The sequence below is a fragment of the Ferrovibrio sp. genome (assembly GCF_035304305.1).
GTDB lineage: Bacteria > Pseudomonadota > Alphaproteobacteria > Ferrovibrionales > Ferrovibrionaceae > Ferrovibrio.
Genome location: NZ_DATGQG010000043.1, coordinates 1 through 14634, shown reverse-complemented (window position 1 = coordinate 14634; position 14634 = coordinate 1). Strand labels below are relative to the sequence as shown.

The following is a 14634-nucleotide window of genomic DNA, read 5'->3' as shown; positions in this document are numbered from 1 at the left end:
TGGTCGCGGAAAAGCCCGGAATCAAGCGCAGACCGCAGAAATATACAGCCGTGGGTTGCCACCGGAGACCAATCGGTGTCCGTGTCCAGTAAGGAATTGCTTCGCCGGACTGTTAATATATTTTCCGTCACGGAAGAGGGGTGTGTCGGTTGCGGCGTCTCCGCGGCGCATGCTCCCGCGCAGACCCGGTATGGTCTCCACAAAGAAGGCGGAATTTTGATCGACATCGTTTCCGACGCCAAGCGCTTCGAGCTGCTGATTGGGGCAGTCACCGACTATGCCATCTACATGCTCGATCCGAATGGCATCGTGACCAGCTGGAATTCCGGCGCGCAGCGCTTCAAAGGCTACAAGGCCAGCGAGATCATCGGCCAGCATTTCTCGCGCTTCTATACCGACGCCGACCGGGCCGAGGGACAGCCGGAGCGCATGCTGCAGATCGCCGCCGAGGAAGGCCGCTATGAGGCCGAGGGCTGGCGCGTGCGCCAGGATGGCAGCCTGTTCTGGGCAAGCGTGGTAATCGACGCGATCCGGGCCGAGGACGGCACTCTGCTGGGCTTCGCCAAGATCACGCGCGACATCACCGAGAAGAAACAGGCGCAGGAGACGCTGGAGCAGACGCGAGCCGCCCTGTTCCAGGCGCAGAAGATGGAGGCGATCGGCCAGCTCACCGGCGGCATCGCCCACGACCTGAACAACCTGCTGACCGTCATTGCCAACGGCCTCGATCTGCTCAGCCGCAATCTCCGCGATCCCCGGGATCTGCGCCGGCTGGATGCCGCGCAGCGCGCCACTGATCGTGGCGCCAAACTGACGCAGCAATTGCTCGCCTTCGCGCGGCGGCAGCCGCTGCGGCCGCAGCGGCAAAGCCCCGCGGCCCTGATCCGCGACTTCGAACCGGTTCTGCGTCGCGCCTGCAGCGCCAATATCGACATCGAATTCGATCTGCAGGCCCGTACGCATCAATGCGACATCGACGGGCCGCAGTTCGAGGCGGCGATCCTGAATCTCGTGGTCAATGCCCGCGATGCGATGCCATCGGGTGGCCGGCTGCAGGTGCGGACCTCTGCTGTCGCGCTGGATGCGGTGAAGCGCGAGGCGGTGACCCGCTCGGCCGGCGCCGATGCGCCTGCCATTACCGCGACAGCTTCGGAATTCGTCCTCGTGGAGGTGGTCGATACCGGAACCGGCATGCCTCCGGAAGTGCAGGTGCGCGCCTTCGATCCCTTCTTCACCACCAAGGAGGTCGGCAAGGGGACGGGACTGGGGCTCAGCCAGGTCTACGGCTTCGTCACGCAGACCGGTGGCATGGTGGAGATCGATAGCACACAGGGTCGGGGAACGGCGATCCGGATCTATCTGCCGGCCGCCGAGCGTGTGTCGACGGAAGCCGATCCGGCCAGCGAGATCGTGGATGAGCACGGCCAGCAGGCCGGTACGGTTCTCATCGTCGAGGATGAGTCGGAGGTACTGGATATCGCCGCCGAGATTTTCCAGTCGCTCGGCTATCAGGTCCATACCGCGCAGGAGGCGTATTCTGCCCTCGACCACCTGAGGCATTCGAGAAATATCGATGTGCTGTTCACCGACGTCATCATGCCGCGCGGCATGAATGGCATCGAACTGGCGCGGGAGGCACGCAAGCTGCGCCCGGACATCATGGTTCTGCTAGCATCCGGCTATCCGATTCCCGCCCTGTCGGCGGAGTTCGGCGCGCTGGACGAGTTCGCCTTTCTGAGCAAGCCCTATCGCTGGGCCGAAGTGGCCGACCGGCTGAAATCCCTTCGGGCGGCCGGGTCCAGCTAGCTGCGTGGCGTCCGCGCAGGCTCAGACCCGGCGCCGTCGCCGATCCCGGGGGACACACCGATGCCGTGCCTGAAGCTCAGCTCGCCGCCGAGCCAACCGGTTACCATGGATAGTGCCACGGCAAGCACCGTCAGGATGAAGCCGCCGATCATCGGCTCGCCGGCGGCCTGCTCCGGACGTGTCAGGTAGTTCGCCAGGGTGATGGCCAGCATCACGGCATTGCCGCCGCCATGCGCCAGGGCGATGATCATACGGCGGGCCCGCGCCAGCGAAACCAGATCGATGATCCCGAGAATGGCCGCCAGCGCGCCGGTGACCAGGACGGCCAGCAGCAGCCATTTCGCGCCCTCTGCCCAGAAGGGATTCTCGGTGACGAAATAGGCGATGTCGGCGGCGAGCGCGAGCACGAGTGCGCCGATGGGAAGCGGAACGACCATGGGATGCATCGGATGTCCGGCGATGGCCGCGACACTGCCGGTGCCGGCGGGATAGCGGGGGGAGCTCATGGAGATTCCTCCGTGGGACGCTGTCCTGCAACCCGGGCGGAAATCCCTTGTTCCTGCGCCAAACGGTCAAAGAAAAAACCCCGCCGGCGGAAACCGGCGGGGCTCATTGGACGTCCCGGCTCAGACTGAGCCGCTGGCCCAGGGAACGATCTTAGACCGAGTAGTACATCGAGAACTCGATCGGGTGCGGAGTATGCTCGAACGCGTACACCTCTTCCCACTTCAGTTCCATGTAGGCGTCGATGAAGTCGTCGGTGAAGACACCACCGGCCTTCAGGAAGGCGCGATCCTTGTCGAGGTTCTCCAGAGCCTCGCGCAGCGAGCCGCAGACCTGCGGAACTTCCTTCAGTTCCTCGGGCGGCAGGTCGTAGAGGTTCTTGTCCATCGGGTCGCCCGGATGGATCTTGTTCTTGATGCCGTCCAGACCGGCCATCAGCATCGCGGCATAGGCCAGGTAGGGGTTCGCGCCCGGATCGGGGAAGCGTACCTCGACGCGCTTGGCCTTCTCGCCGGCACCGAACGGGATGCGGCAGGAAGCCGAGCGGTTGCGCGACGAATAGGCCAGCAGCACCGGCGCCTCGAAGCCGGGGATCAGGCGCTTGTAGCTGTTCGTCAGCGGGTTGGTGAAGGCGTTCAGCGCCTTGGCATGCTTGATGATGCCGCCGATGTAGTACAGCGCCAGCTCGCTCAGGCCGGCATACTTGTTGCCGGCGAACAGCGGCTTGCCGCCCTTCCACAGCGACTGGTGCACGTGCATGCCCGAGCCGTTGTCGCCCTTGACCGGCTTCGGCATGAAGGTCGCGGTCTTGCCCCAGGCATGGGCGACGTTGTGGACGCCGTACTTGTAGATCTGCATGTAGTCGCCGCAGCGCACCAGCGTGCCGAACTTGATGCCGAGCTCGTGCTGGCTGTTGGCGACCTCATGGTGATGCTTTTCGACCGGCACGCCCATGGACGCGATGGTGGAGAGCATCTCCGAGCGCAGGTCGCCGCCCTGGTCCAGCGGCGCGACCGGGAAGTAGCCGCCCTTGAGCGGGGCACGATGCCCCATGTTGCCGCCTTCGTAGGCCTTGCCGGAATTGTAGTTGCCCTCGATGTCGTCCATGAAGACGAAGGTTTCGTTCATCGAGGTCTTGAAGCGCACGTCGTCGAACACGAAGAACTCGGCCTCGGGGCCGAAATAGGCGACGTCGGCCACCTTGCTGGCCTTCAGATGCGCCTCGGCGGCCTTCGCGATCGAGCGCGGGCAGCGGTTGTAGGGCGTGCCTTCATGCGGCTCGAGCACGTCGCAGAACAGCACGGCCGTGGTCTGCGCGGCGAAGGGGTCGAAATGCAGGGTGTCGAGGTCCGGCTGCAGCAGCATGTCGGACTCGTTGATCGCCTTCCAGCCGGCGATCGAGGAGCCGTCGAACATGACGCCTTCCTTCAGCGCAGCTTCATCGACCATGCTGATATCGAAGGCAACGTGCTGCCACTTGCCGCGCGGATCGGTGAACCGGAAATCGACGTACTTGGTGTCCTTGTCCTTCAACTGCTTCACGATGGATTTTGCATCAGCCATAGCTGTATTCCTGTTTCTTCTTCCCTGGGTTGGTAACGCTCAACGTGCTGGCCGGGAGTGAGCCGGCGGCTACCCGATGAGTTGGACGGCGGGTAAGACTGCCCGGCCTCAGACTGCTTCCGCGCCCTTTTCGCCGGTGCGGATGCGAATGACTTCCTCGACGGAGGAGATGAAGATCTTGCCGTCACCGATGCGGCCGGTACGGGCGGCCTGGGTGATCGCCTCGACAGCGCGTTCGACCATGCCGTCGTCTAGCACCACCTCGATTTTCACCTTCGGAAGGAAATCCACGACGTATTCGGCGCCGCGGTAGAGTTCGGTATGGCCTTTCTGGCGGCCGAAGCCCTTGGCTTCGGTGACGGTCAGGCCCTGCAGTCCGATTTCGTGCAGCGCCTCTTTCACTTCGTCGAGCTTGAACGGCTTGATGACGGCTTCGATCTTTTTCATGGGTCCGGAAGAGTTGGGATGGTCTGAGGGTGAGGGTGACTAGGTATTGTGTTGGACTTGCCTGCTCATGCCCCTTCCTATGCACGGCCTGTGCCACTCTGCAGCCGTGGCAAGCCACTGGATTTGTGCGCCTGCAACAGGGCTTGTGGATATCTTTTTGGCAGTCGATGCCTGTTAAACCGGCCGAATGATCAAAAAACGGGCAGATAAATGCCTAGTTCTTGGCCTGGCGGTTCTCTAAGAAGCTTCTGATCCGTTCCAGGGCTTCCGAAATGGCTTCATCCGAGGCAGCGAAGGAAAGGCGGAGGTAGCCTTCGCCATGGCGGCCGAAGCTGGTTCCGGCGATGGTCGCGACCCTGGCCTGCTCCAGCAGCCCGTCCTGCATCTGCCGGGCATTCAGCCCGGTGCCGGTGATGTTCGGAAAGGCGTAGAAGGCACCCTCGGGCTTGATGCAGCTGATCCCCGGGATCCGGTTCAGCCCGGCGACGCAGAGGTCGCGGCGGCGGCGGAAGGCGAGCCGCATCTCCTCGACCGCGTCCTGCGGTCCCTCCAGGGCGGCGATGCCGGCGAACTGGGTCGCCGCGTTGACGCAGGAGTGGGTATTGATGGCGAGCTTGGTGGCGAGGTCGACCAGCCGTTCGGGCCAGAGGCCCCAGCCCAGCCGCCAGCCGGTCATGGCGTAGGTCTTGGACCAGCCTTCCAGGATGATCAGCCGGTCCTGCAGCTGGTCGAGCCAGGGGATGAAGCTGGCATAAGCCCCGTCGCCGTCCAGCACCAGCCGCGAGTAGATCTCGTCGGCCATGATGGCGACATGTGGGAAGCGCTGCAGGCCTTCCACCAGCTTGCGGACTTCCTCGGCCGGGGCGACGCCGCCGGTGGGGTTGGCGGGAGAATTGACGATCAGCAGCCGCGTCTGCGGCGTGATCCGCGACAGCAGGTCGTCGGCGCGGAAGGCGAAGCCGTTCTTTTCCAGCAGCGGGTAGCCGGCGGGCGTGGCGCCCGTGTAGTTGACCAGCGATTCATAGATCGGGAAGCCCGGATCGGGATACATGATTTCGGCACCCGGCTCGCCGAACATCTCGATGGCGGTCGCCATGGTGACCTTGCCGCCCGGCACGATGACGATGCGGTCGGGCGAGACGGTCACCCGGTAGCGTCGGGCGATCTCGGCGCAGACGGCCTCGCGCAAAGGGAGAATGCCGTTGGCCGGCGTATAGCCGTGGTGGCCGTCGCGCAGGGCCCTGACGGCGGCTTCGACCACATGGGGCGGGGTGGGGAAATCCGGCTGGCCGATGCCGAGATTGATCACCGACCGGCCCTGCGCCTCCAGCGCTTTCGCGCGTGCGAGAACCTCGAAGGCACTCTCGCTGCCCAGTCGCGACATCCGCGCGGCTATCTGCATGGACTCCTCCCCATCGGTATATTAGTCAGCTTATGACGGTTATCGGACGCCCCGGCAAGGGGGCCCGGAGCCGCCGGAAGAGGGATGGAAATGCTGCTCGACGTTCGCACCTATACCTGCCGGCCCGGCACGATCAAGCTGCAGCTGGAACTCTACGAACAGCATGGCCTGACCCCGCAGAAACGGCATCTCGGCGAGCCGGTCGCCTTCCTGGTGACCGAGACCGGTCCCCTCAATACCTACATGCATATCTGGGCCTATGAGAGCGCGGCCGACCGCGAGAGGAAGCGCGCCGCCATGCAGGCCGATCCGGACTGGCAGGCCTATCTGAAGAAGAGCGCCGAGGCCGGCTATCTCGTGGCGCAGGAGAACCGCCTGATGACACCGGCGGCCTTCGCGCCGATCAAGCGCTAATCATCCAGCAGAGAGTACCGACATGAAACGCAGTGGTGGTCAGATCCTGGTCGAGCAGTTGCGCCTGCATGGCGTCGACATGGCATTCGGCGTGCCGGGCGAGAGCTTTCTCGCCGTGCTGGACGCGATGCACGATCACGCCAACCACATGAAGTTTGTGATCTGCCGCCAGGAAGGCGGCGCAGCCATGATGGCGGATGCCTATGGCAAGACCACCGGCCGTCCCGGCATCTGCATGGTGACCCGCGGTCCGGGCGCCACCAATGCCTCGGCCGGCGTGCATGTCGCCTTCCAGGATTCCACGCCGATGATCCTGTTCATCGGCCAGGTCGGCCGCGACATGGTCGAGCGCGAGGCCTTCCAGGAAATCGACTACCGCCGCATGTTCGGCCAGATGGCGAAATGGGTGGCGCAGATCGACGATGCCGCGCGCATTCCGGAATACATCAGCCGCGCCTTCTCGGTCGCCATGTCGGGCCGGCGCGGGCCGGTGGTGCTGGCCCTGCCGGAGGACATGCTGACCGAATTCGCCGACGTGCCCGATGGCCGCCCGGTCATTCCCGCCGAGGCGCATCCCTCAATGGAGCAGATGGCGCAGCTCAAGGCGATGCTGCAGGACGCGAAGAAGCCGTTCATGATCGTAGGCGGCAGCGGCTGGAGCGAGCAGGTGCGCGAGCAGGTGCAGGCCTGGGCCGGCGCTTCCGACCTGCCGGTCGGTGCCGTGTTCCGCCGCCAGGATTATCTCGACAATGACTGGCCGAACTACGTCGGTGATGTCGGCATCGGTATCAATCCGAAGCTGCAGGCGCGGATCCGGGAAGCCGACCTGCTGCTGGTGATGGGCTCGAAGATGGGCGAGATGGCCACCGGCGGCTACACCATGCTCGGCATTCCGGTACCGGACCAGAAGATCGTGCATGTCCATGCCGGTGCGGAAGAGCTCAACCGCGTCTATTCCGCCGATCTGCCGATCCATGCCAGCAACGCGGCCTTCGCGGCGGCGCTGACCAAGATGGGCCCGGTGGACGGCAAGGCCTGGGCCGCGGCCACGAAGCAGTCGCGCGCCGACTACGAGGAATGGCAGAAGCCGGTCACCTCACCGGGCGGCGTGCAGATGTCGCAGATCATCAAATGGCTGGACGAGAACCTGCCGGCCGATGCGGTCTTCTGCAACGGCGCCGGCAACTACGCCACCTGGGTGCACCGCTTCCACCGCTACCGCCGCCATACCGCCCAGCTTGCACCGACCTCGGGCTCGATGGGCTACGGCGTGCCGGCGGCGGTGTCGGCCAAGCTGATCAACCCGCAGCGTACAGTGGTCGCCTTTGCCGGCGACGGCTGCTTCCTGATGACGGGGCAGGAATTCGCCACCGCGCTGCAGTATGGCGCCAACATCATCGTGATCGTCGTGAACAACGGCATGTACGGCACGATCCGCATGCACCAGGAGCGGGAATACCCCGAGCGGGTCAGCGGCACGGAGCTGCGCAATCCCGATTTCGCCGCCTATGCCCGCGCCTTCGGCGGCCATGGCGAGACGGTGGAGCGCACCGAGGATTTCGCCGATGCCTTCAGGCGCGCGCAGGCGAGCGGCAAGGCGGCGATCATCGAGATCAGGCTCGATCCCGAAGCCCTGACGCCGCGGCAGTCGCTCAGCCAGATCCGCGAGGCGGGCATCAAGGCCAGGGCGCATCACAGCGACCGCTGACGATCCTGCATTCCCGAATGGCCGGCGCTGGCGGTGTCCTGCGCCGGTCAGCAGCGTGAGGAATTATTCCGCGGCGGCAGCCTGCATCACCACCGATTCCATCTTGTTCAGATCCGCCGGCGGCAGATGGCAGGCGATGCGGTGGCCGTTGCCGAACCGCCGCTCGGGCGGTTCCTGCTCGTCGCAGATCGGGCCGACCTTGCGGTGACAGCGCGCCGCGAAGGGGCAGCCGGCCGGCCGGTCCAGCACGCTGGGGGGCTTGCCCTCCAGCAGGATGCGGCGCGTCTTCACGTTCGGATCGGGCACCGGAATGGCCGAAAGCAGGGCCTCGGTATAGGGGTGATAGGGCGGCGCGAAGACGTTGGCGACGCGGCCCAGCTCCATGATCTTGCCGAGATACATCACCGCGACCCGGTCGGCGAGATACCGCACCACCGACAGATCGTGGCTGATGAACAGCAGGGTCGTCTGCCGTTCGCTCTGCAGCTCGGCGAGCAGATTGATGATCGAGGCCTGGACCGAGACGTCGAGCGCCGAAACCGGCTCGTCGGCGATGATCACCTCGGGTGAGCCGGCCAGCGCACGCGCGATGGCGACCCGCTGTTTCTGGCCGCCGGAAAGCTGGCGCGGCTTGCGGCGGGCGAATTCGGCCGGGAGGTTAACCGCTTTCAGCAGGGCGCGGACGGTGCGGTGCAGCTTCTCGCCCTGCAGGTTGGCGAACTGGCGCAGCGGGCGCTCCAGCGTATAACCGATCGTATGGCTCGGATTGAGCGTGGAATCCGGGTTCTGGAACACCATCTGCAGCCGGCGGATCACATCGTCGGGCCGCCGGTCGATGCCGAGGTCGGTGAGATCGACCTCGTCCAGGGTGATCCGGCCGCCGGTGACGTCCTCCAGGCCAGTCAGGACTTTTGCAAGCGTCGATTTCCCGCAGCCGCTTTCGCCCACGATCGCCAGCGTCTCGCCACGGCGCGCCTTCAGGTCGATGCCGTCGATGGCCTTCACTTCCACCTTGTTGCCCGTCACCAGGCCGAGGCCGCCGGACTGCTCGTAGTATTTCTTCAGGCTTTCGATGCGCAGCACGACATCCTCGTGCCGTATCTCTCCCGCCGAGCCGGAATCGTCATCGCCGGCGGCGCGCCGGAGCGGCGGCAGCTCGTCCTGCCGGGCACAGCGCGCGACATGGCGCAGCGAGGCGGGTGCGTACTGCATCGCGACCTTGGCGGTGGTGCAGGTGCCGTCCTGGCGGTGTTCGCAGCGGGCGGCGAAGACGCAGCCGGGCGGGCGCTGCCGCGGCACGGCCACGCTGCCCCGGATCGGCGTCAGCGGAGAGGAATACTTGTCGGCATCGAGCGTCGGCACGCAGCAGAGCAGGCCGCGGGTATAGGGATGGCGCGGATCGTCGAAGACCTCCTTGATCGGGCCTTCCTCCACCAGCTCGCCGGCATAGAGCACGCCGATGCGGTCGCAGATCCGCACCACGGTACCGAGATTGTGGCTGATGAAGACGATCGAGGTTTTGTGCTTGCGGCGGAGTTCGGCGATGAGGTCGAGCACGGCCGCCTCGACCGTCACGTCGAGGCCGGTGGTCGGTTCGTCCATGATCAGCAGGGCGGGTTCGGCCATCAGGGCCATGGCGATCACCACGCGCTGCTGCTGCCCGCCGGACAGCTGGTGCGGGTAGCGTTCCATGATCGAGGCCGGATCGGGCAGGTTCACCTCCTCCAGCATCGCGAGGGCGCGCTCCCGCGCCTCGCTGCGCGTGGCGTTGAAGTGATAGACCGGCACTTCCATCAGCTGTTCGCCGATGGTCATGGTCGGATTGAGGCTGGACATGGGGTCCTGGTAAACCATTGCCATGCGGTTGCCGCGCAGCGTCCGCAGTTCGTTGTCGCCCAGGGCGTAGAGGTCGCGGCCCTCGAACAGCACCCTGCCATCCATGATCCGGCCGGCCTGGCCGAGATAGCGCATGATAGCGTAGCCGATGGTCGACTTGCCGCAGCCGCTTTCGCCGACCAGGCCGATCGCCTCGCCGGGATAGAGCTTGAGATCGAGGCCGGGCACGACGTTGATCTCGCCCGAGCGGGTGAAATAGGAGATGCGGAGGTTCTGCAGCTCGAGAACCGGCCGGGTGGCGGCAGGCATGGTCATGTCAGTCACGGAGCGAAATCTCCCTGAGGCCGTCGGCGAGCAGGTTGAGGCCGAGCACCAGCGACGAGATGGCAATGCAGGGCAGTACCGTCATGTGGGGGAAGGCGAGCGCCATGGAGCGTGCCTCGTTGATCATGCCGCCCCAGTCCGGGTCCGGCGGCGGCAGGCCGAGGCCGAGGAAGCCGAGGACGCCAATGGTGATGGTGACGTAGCCCATGCGCAGGCAGGCATCGACAATCAGCGGCCCGCGGACATTGGGAAGGATCTCGACCAGCATGATGTACCAGGCGTTTTCGCCGCGCATCTTCGCGGCGGCGACGTAGTCGCGCTCCCGGATTTCGAGCACCAGGCTGCGCACGATGCGCATGATCGCCGGCGCCGAGGCGAAGGTTACCGCCAGCACGATGTTGATGCCGGAGGCGCCGATGGTGGCGATGATCACCACGTAGAGGACGAGGATGGGGAAGGAGAGGATGATGTCGCCGAGGCGGGACAGCAGTTCATCGATCCAGCCGCGGTAGTAGCCCGCCGCCAGCCCCATCGCGACGCCCACGGCATAGGCGCTGGCGGTGGCGACAAAGCCGTAGAACAGCACCGTCTGCGATCCCCAGATGATGCGGGAGAGGATATCGCGGCCGAGATGGTCGGTGCCGAGCCAGAAGACGCCGGAGCCCGCGGCATAGGGCGTGCCCGGCTTGGCGAACGGCTGCAGGTTGACGTTGGGGTCGAAGGGCGCCAGCAGCGGGGCGAAGATCGCGACCGCGATCCAGAAGACAATCAGGCCGGCGCCGATCATGGCGACCGGACTTTCGCGAAGCAGGCCGACCATCCGCAGGATGCGGATCAGGCGGGGCGGGGGCAGATGGCCGGCGGCGTGTTCGGTCATGCTCATGGTCGCCTCCTCACTGCAGCCGGATGCGCGGGTTGAGGTAGGTGTAGCCGATATCGGCAAGCGTCTGGGTGGTCACCGCGACGAAGACGGCGACCATCGCGCAGGCCTGAATCAGGTAGATGTCCTGGTTGAGTGACGCCTCGAGCAGGAGGGCGCCGAAACCCTTGTAGGCGAAGAAGAATTCGACGACCACGACGCCGGACAGCAGCCAGTTGATCTGCAGCATGATGACCGTAAACGGCGGGATCAGTGCGTTGCGCAGGCCGTGGCGCAGGATGACGCGCGGGAAGGGAATGCCCTTCAGCACCGCGGTGCGAATGTAGGGCGCGGTCATGACCTCGGCCATGGAGGCGCGGGTCATGCGGGTGACGTAACCGACGTCGTAGAGCACCAGCACCATGACCGGCAGGATCAGCTGCAGCGGGTCGAAGCCGTTCGACATCGCCGAGGTTCCCGGCAGGATGCCGAGGCCGAACACGAAAATCGCAGAGAGGAAGACGGCGCTGGCGAATTCCGGGATGGAGGTGGTGATGATGCTGGTGATGGAAATCGCACGGTCGAGCCTGGATCCTTCACGCATGCCGGCCAGTACGCCAAGCGTCAGCGACAGCGGGATCAGGACGGCGAAAGTCCAGAAGGCGAGGATTGCGGTATTCCACAGGCGCGGCCACAGAACTTCGGCAACCGGCACCTTGAAGCGGATGCTTTCGCCGAAATCGCCGGTCACCATCCGGCCCAACCATTCGAGATAGCGCTGCCACAGCGGATTGAGATAGCCGTTGGCCTCCAGCCAGAGCTGCCGCTGCTCTTCGGAGGAATAGGGCCCAAGCACCTTGACGGCGACCGAACCCGGATTCAGTTCGAGCAGCAGGAAGACCAGCAGCGACACGGCCAGCATGGTGGCAGCGGTCAGTGCAAGCCGGCGGAAAATGAAACTCAGCATGTCTGAATCCCTATCGTGGCCGAAGTCGGCGGGCCGGAATCCGATCCGGCCCGCCGGCGCCGGGGATCAGGCCAGCCAGACCTTGTTGTAGTGATGCTCCAGCGCGACATGGGCATAGAGGCCCCGCACGCGCTTGTTCGCGGCTACGAAGACCGAGCGCCACAGCGACTGCACGAACACCGCGTCATCCTGGAGGATCTTCTGCAGCTTCGCCATGTCGGCGCGCCGGGCCTCCGGATCAATCTTGGTGCCGGCAACATCCAGAAGGCTGTCGAATTCGGGATTGGAATACGACGACTCGTTCCAGGGCACGCCGCTGCGATAGGCCAGGTTGTAGACCTGCACGCCGAGCGGACGATGCGTCCAGTTGGTGAAGCCGAACGGCGTGGTGGTCCAGCGGTCCCAGTAGGTTCCGCCAGGCATCACGTTGATCTCGATGTCGATGCCGGCAGGGCGGCACATCTCGGCGATAGCCTTGCAGGCATTCTGCTCCCAGCTCGGGCTGGCGACGCAGTCGATGCGGACCTTCAGGCCGCCGGCATGGCCGGCTTCAGCCAGCAGCTTCTTCGCCTTGGCGTAATCCTGCTTCAGCTTCGGTAGCTCGGCATATTCCGGATGCACCGGCGAGACATGGTGGTCCTCGGCCGCCGCGCCGTATTCCCCGTACAGCAGCGTCCTCAGGCGGTCATGGTCGATGCAGGCCTGGATCGCCTGACGCACACGCCGATCATCGAACGGCTTCTCCGTGACCTTGAAGCGGGCGATGCCGGTCTGCGCCGTAATCGTCTCGTAGAGGTCCAGCATCGGCAGGGACTTGATCGCGGCAACCTGTTCGACGCCGGTCTCGTAGGTGGTGTCGACCTGATCGGAGGCAAAGGCGGCGATCTGCGCCGCCGGATCGTCGCCATGATCGATATAGGTGATCTGGTCGAGATAGACGTCGCCGCCCCAGTACTTCCCCTTGCGCTTGGTCAGCACCATGCGCTCGCCGACCTTGAACTCCTTCAGCTCGAAAGCGCCGGTCCCGATCGGATTCTTGATGAAGTTGGCCCCGTCCTCGACGAAGCGGCGGTGGGTGATGAGCGCCGGGTAGTCGCCCATGCTCTCCGGCAGGCTGAGATCCGGCGTGTTCAGGTGGAAGCGCACCGTATGATCGTCGATCTTCTCCAGCGCGCCTTCCGACATCGATGTCTTCTTGATCGGCTTGCCGTTCTCGTCCTTCTTGCCGGTGTCGGTCGTCGTCGTCATCGCGGCAAAGCGGCCGATGTTGGACGATCCGGTCTCCGGACTCAGCCAGCGCCGGAAGGTGGCTATCACGTCATCGGCGCCGAAATCGTCGCCGTTCGACCACTTCACGCCCTTGCGCAGGTGGAAGGTCCAGGTCTTGAGATCCTCGGAGGCCTCCCACTTCTCCGCAAGATGCGGGCGGGCGATATTGTCCTTGTCGATTTGCACCAGCGGCTCGATGATGTGGCGCGCCTGGTTGCCCTTCTGCGACCAGTCGAAGATCGCCGGGTCCGAAATGTCCATGACATTCATCGATACCCGCAGGTTGCCGCCGAACTTGGGCGTCTCGGCAGCCATTGCGCTGCCGGGCTTCAGTGCGACGCCGAGCAGGGAATGGGCAGTTGCGGCCGAAGCGCCGAGCAGCGCTGCGGTACGCAGAAAATCGCGGCGGCCAATTCTGCCACGCCTGGCTTTTTCGGCCAGTTCCGGCAAAGCCGGATGAATCGGATTTTTTGTCGGGTCAGACATTGGCGCCTCCATCTCTCGGTTGAAATCCCCCACGACGCCGTGCCGACTTTCTGGACGAACGTCGCCGAAGCGAGTTTGCGCTAGGCAACAGAAAAAAAACTCTCAGGGCGCGGAAGGGAAGTCCGCGTCACGCGTGAGCGATGACTATGTGAATTGGTGCGGCGAAGTATTCAGATCGGGGTCCGACGTGTCAACCTAAAATGTCCCAAGAATATCGCAATCGATTTCGCGACAGCGAAAAATCCGCATGAAATCTATATAAAACACGTGTTTATGTACTGTTGCGATGACTCGCGAAGCGATAATGTTCATCCTGCATTCCGCATCGAAATGCACGTCATGCGTGAGAACTTCATCTGCATCAGTGATTCGAGTGACACGTTTTCTCTCAATGTAGATGAGATCCAGGCGCGTGTTCTGCTTCATGTACGCGGAAGTACAGTTTGTCCGGTTGCGGTCTTTTTGATGCGCGCATAGCGAGGAAGAGGAAGTTACGGATGCTAATGGCCATTGCGCCCGTTGGTGCTCTGCTGCTGAGCGTCGCGCTGCTGCTGACGGGCAACGGCCTGCAGGGCACGCTGCTGCCGGTCCGGGCCAGCATGGAGAATTTCAGCGCGCTGTCGATCGGCGTACTCGGCGCGAGTTACTACAGCGGCTTTGTTGTTGGCTGCATGGTCACGCCACGACTGATCCAGCGCGTCGGCCATATCCGGCTGTTCACAGCGATGGTGGCGGCTGCTTCTGCAACCCCGCTGCTGCATGCGCTGGTGGTGACCCCGGTCTTCTGGTGGGTGCTTCGCGCGCTGACCGGCCTGTTTCTTGCCAGCCTCTACCTGATCATCGAAAGCTGGCTGAACGAGCGCGCTACGAGCGCCAATCGCGGCATGGTCTTCACCACCTATACGACAGTCAATTTCACCGTGCTGACCCTCGGCCAGCTGCTGATGCTGACTGACGACCCGAAAAATTTTCCGCTCTATACCATCGCCTCCATTCTGGTGTCGCTGGCTGCGATACCGGTCGCGCTCACCCGATCGCCGCAGCCCGCG

Annotated in this window: 12 protein-coding genes; 4 read left to right on the top strand and 8 right to left on the bottom strand. The window is 64.3% G+C overall.

Features of this window, described 5'->3' with window-relative positions:
- Positions 1-216: 216 nt before the first annotated feature.
- Positions 217-1806: a PAS domain S-box protein gene (locus tag VKZ87_RS05290; protein WP_324220208.1), complete on the top strand. Its 1590-nt coding sequence runs from the start codon at positions 217-219 to the stop codon at positions 1804-1806.
- Here VKZ87_RS05290 and VKZ87_RS05285 read toward each other — a convergent pair.
- The 4 genes from VKZ87_RS05285 to VKZ87_RS05270 all read right to left on the bottom strand — a co-directional run bounded on the left by VKZ87_RS05285 (position 1803) and on the right by VKZ87_RS05270 (position 5722).
- On the bottom strand, positions 1803-2312 hold the full coding sequence (locus VKZ87_RS05285) for a DUF2231 domain-containing protein (protein WP_324220207.1): 510 nt from the start codon (positions 2310-2312) through the stop codon (positions 1803-1805). The genes VKZ87_RS05290 and VKZ87_RS05285 overlap by 4 nt on opposite strands.
- A 151-nt stretch (positions 2313-2463) precedes the next feature.
- The gene (glnA, locus tag VKZ87_RS05280; protein WP_324220206.1) at positions 2464-3873 is read right to left on the bottom strand and encodes a type I glutamate--ammonia ligase; all 1410 of its coding nucleotides are present in this window, start codon (positions 3871-3873) and stop codon (positions 2464-2466) included.
- Positions 3874-3981: 108 nt separating this feature from the next.
- Positions 3982-4320: a P-II family nitrogen regulator gene (locus VKZ87_RS05275; RefSeq protein WP_324220205.1), complete on the bottom strand. Its 339-nt coding sequence runs from the start codon at positions 4318-4320 to the stop codon at positions 3982-3984.
- A 214-nt stretch (positions 4321-4534) separates the two neighbouring features.
- Positions 4535-5722, bottom strand: a complete 1188-nt coding sequence (locus VKZ87_RS05270; protein ID WP_324220204.1) for a pyridoxal phosphate-dependent aminotransferase — start codon at positions 5720-5722, stop codon at positions 4535-4537.
- Positions 5723-5812: 90 nt separating this feature from the next.
- Here VKZ87_RS05270 and VKZ87_RS05265 point away from each other — a divergent pair, with 90 nt between their 5' ends.
- On the top strand, positions 5813-6136 hold the full coding sequence (locus VKZ87_RS05265) for an NIPSNAP family protein (protein ID WP_324220203.1): 324 nt from the start codon (positions 5813-5815) through the stop codon (positions 6134-6136).
- Between the two features lie 22 nt (positions 6137-6158).
- The gene (locus VKZ87_RS05260; RefSeq protein WP_324220202.1) at positions 6159-7844 is read left to right on the top strand and encodes a thiamine pyrophosphate-binding protein; all 1686 of its coding nucleotides are present in this window, start codon (positions 6159-6161) and stop codon (positions 7842-7844) included.
- Positions 7845-7907: 63 nt separating this feature from the next.
- Here VKZ87_RS05260 and VKZ87_RS05255 read toward each other — a convergent pair whose 3' ends face one another.
- The 4 genes from VKZ87_RS05255 to VKZ87_RS05240 all read right to left on the bottom strand — a co-directional run bounded on the left by VKZ87_RS05255 (position 7908) and on the right by VKZ87_RS05240 (position 13585).
- Positions 7908-9995 carry a dipeptide ABC transporter ATP-binding protein gene (locus VKZ87_RS05255; protein WP_324220209.1) on the bottom strand — a complete coding sequence of 696 codons (2088 nt, stop codon included), beginning with the start codon at positions 9993-9995 and terminating at the stop codon, positions 7908-7910.
- Position 9996: 1 nt separating this feature from the next.
- Positions 9997-10887 carry an ABC transporter permease gene (locus tag VKZ87_RS05250; RefSeq protein WP_324220201.1) on the bottom strand — a complete coding sequence of 297 codons (891 nt, stop codon included), beginning with the start codon at positions 10885-10887 and terminating at the stop codon, positions 9997-9999.
- Positions 10888-10897: 10 nt separating this feature from the next.
- Positions 10898-11830 carry an ABC transporter permease gene (locus VKZ87_RS05245; protein WP_324220200.1) on the bottom strand — a complete coding sequence of 311 codons (933 nt, stop codon included), beginning with the start codon at positions 11828-11830 and terminating at the stop codon, positions 10898-10900.
- A gap of 66 nt (positions 11831-11896) precedes the next feature.
- On the bottom strand, positions 11897-13585 hold the full coding sequence (locus VKZ87_RS05240; protein WP_324220199.1) for an ABC transporter substrate-binding protein: 1689 nt from the start codon (positions 13583-13585) through the stop codon (positions 11897-11899).
- Between the two features lie 503 nt (positions 13586-14088).
- Between VKZ87_RS05240 and VKZ87_RS05235 the strand changes: the two genes are divergently transcribed.
- Positions 14089-14634, top strand: a 546-nt coding sequence (locus VKZ87_RS05235; RefSeq protein ID WP_324220198.1) for an MFS transporter, incomplete at its 3' end; no start/stop codon positions are given.

Coding starts and splice junctions, on each gene's coding strand:
- VKZ87_RS05285 (WP_324220207.1), bottom strand. CDS start 2,312: ATGAGCTCCCCCCGCTATCCCGCCGGCACCGGCAGTGTCGCGGCCATC.
- glnA (WP_324220206.1), bottom strand. CDS start 3,873: ATGGCTGATGCAAAATCCATCGTGAAGCAGTTGAAGGACAAGGACACC.
- VKZ87_RS05275 (WP_324220205.1), bottom strand. CDS start 4,320: ATGAAAAAGATCGAAGCCGTCATCAAGCCGTTCAAGCTCGACGAAGTG.
- VKZ87_RS05270 (WP_324220204.1), bottom strand. CDS start 5,722: ATGCAGATAGCCGCGCGGATGTCGCGACTGGGCAGCGAGAGTGCCTTC.
- VKZ87_RS05265 (WP_324220203.1), top strand. CDS start 5,813: ATGCTGCTCGACGTTCGCACCTATACCTGCCGGCCCGGCACGATCAAG.
- VKZ87_RS05260 (WP_324220202.1), top strand. CDS start 6,159: ATGAAACGCAGTGGTGGTCAGATCCTGGTCGAGCAGTTGCGCCTGCAT.
- VKZ87_RS05255 (WP_324220209.1), bottom strand. CDS start 9,995: ATGACCATGCCTGCCGCCACCCGGCCGGTTCTCGAGCTGCAGAACCTC.
- VKZ87_RS05250 (WP_324220201.1), bottom strand. CDS start 10,887: ATGAGCATGACCGAACACGCCGCCGGCCATCTGCCCCCGCCCCGCCTG.
- VKZ87_RS05245 (WP_324220200.1), bottom strand. CDS start 11,830: ATGCTGAGTTTCATTTTCCGCCGGCTTGCACTGACCGCTGCCACCATG.
- VKZ87_RS05240 (WP_324220199.1), bottom strand. CDS start 13,585: ATGTCTGACCCGACAAAAAATCCGATTCATCCGGCTTTGCCGGAACTG.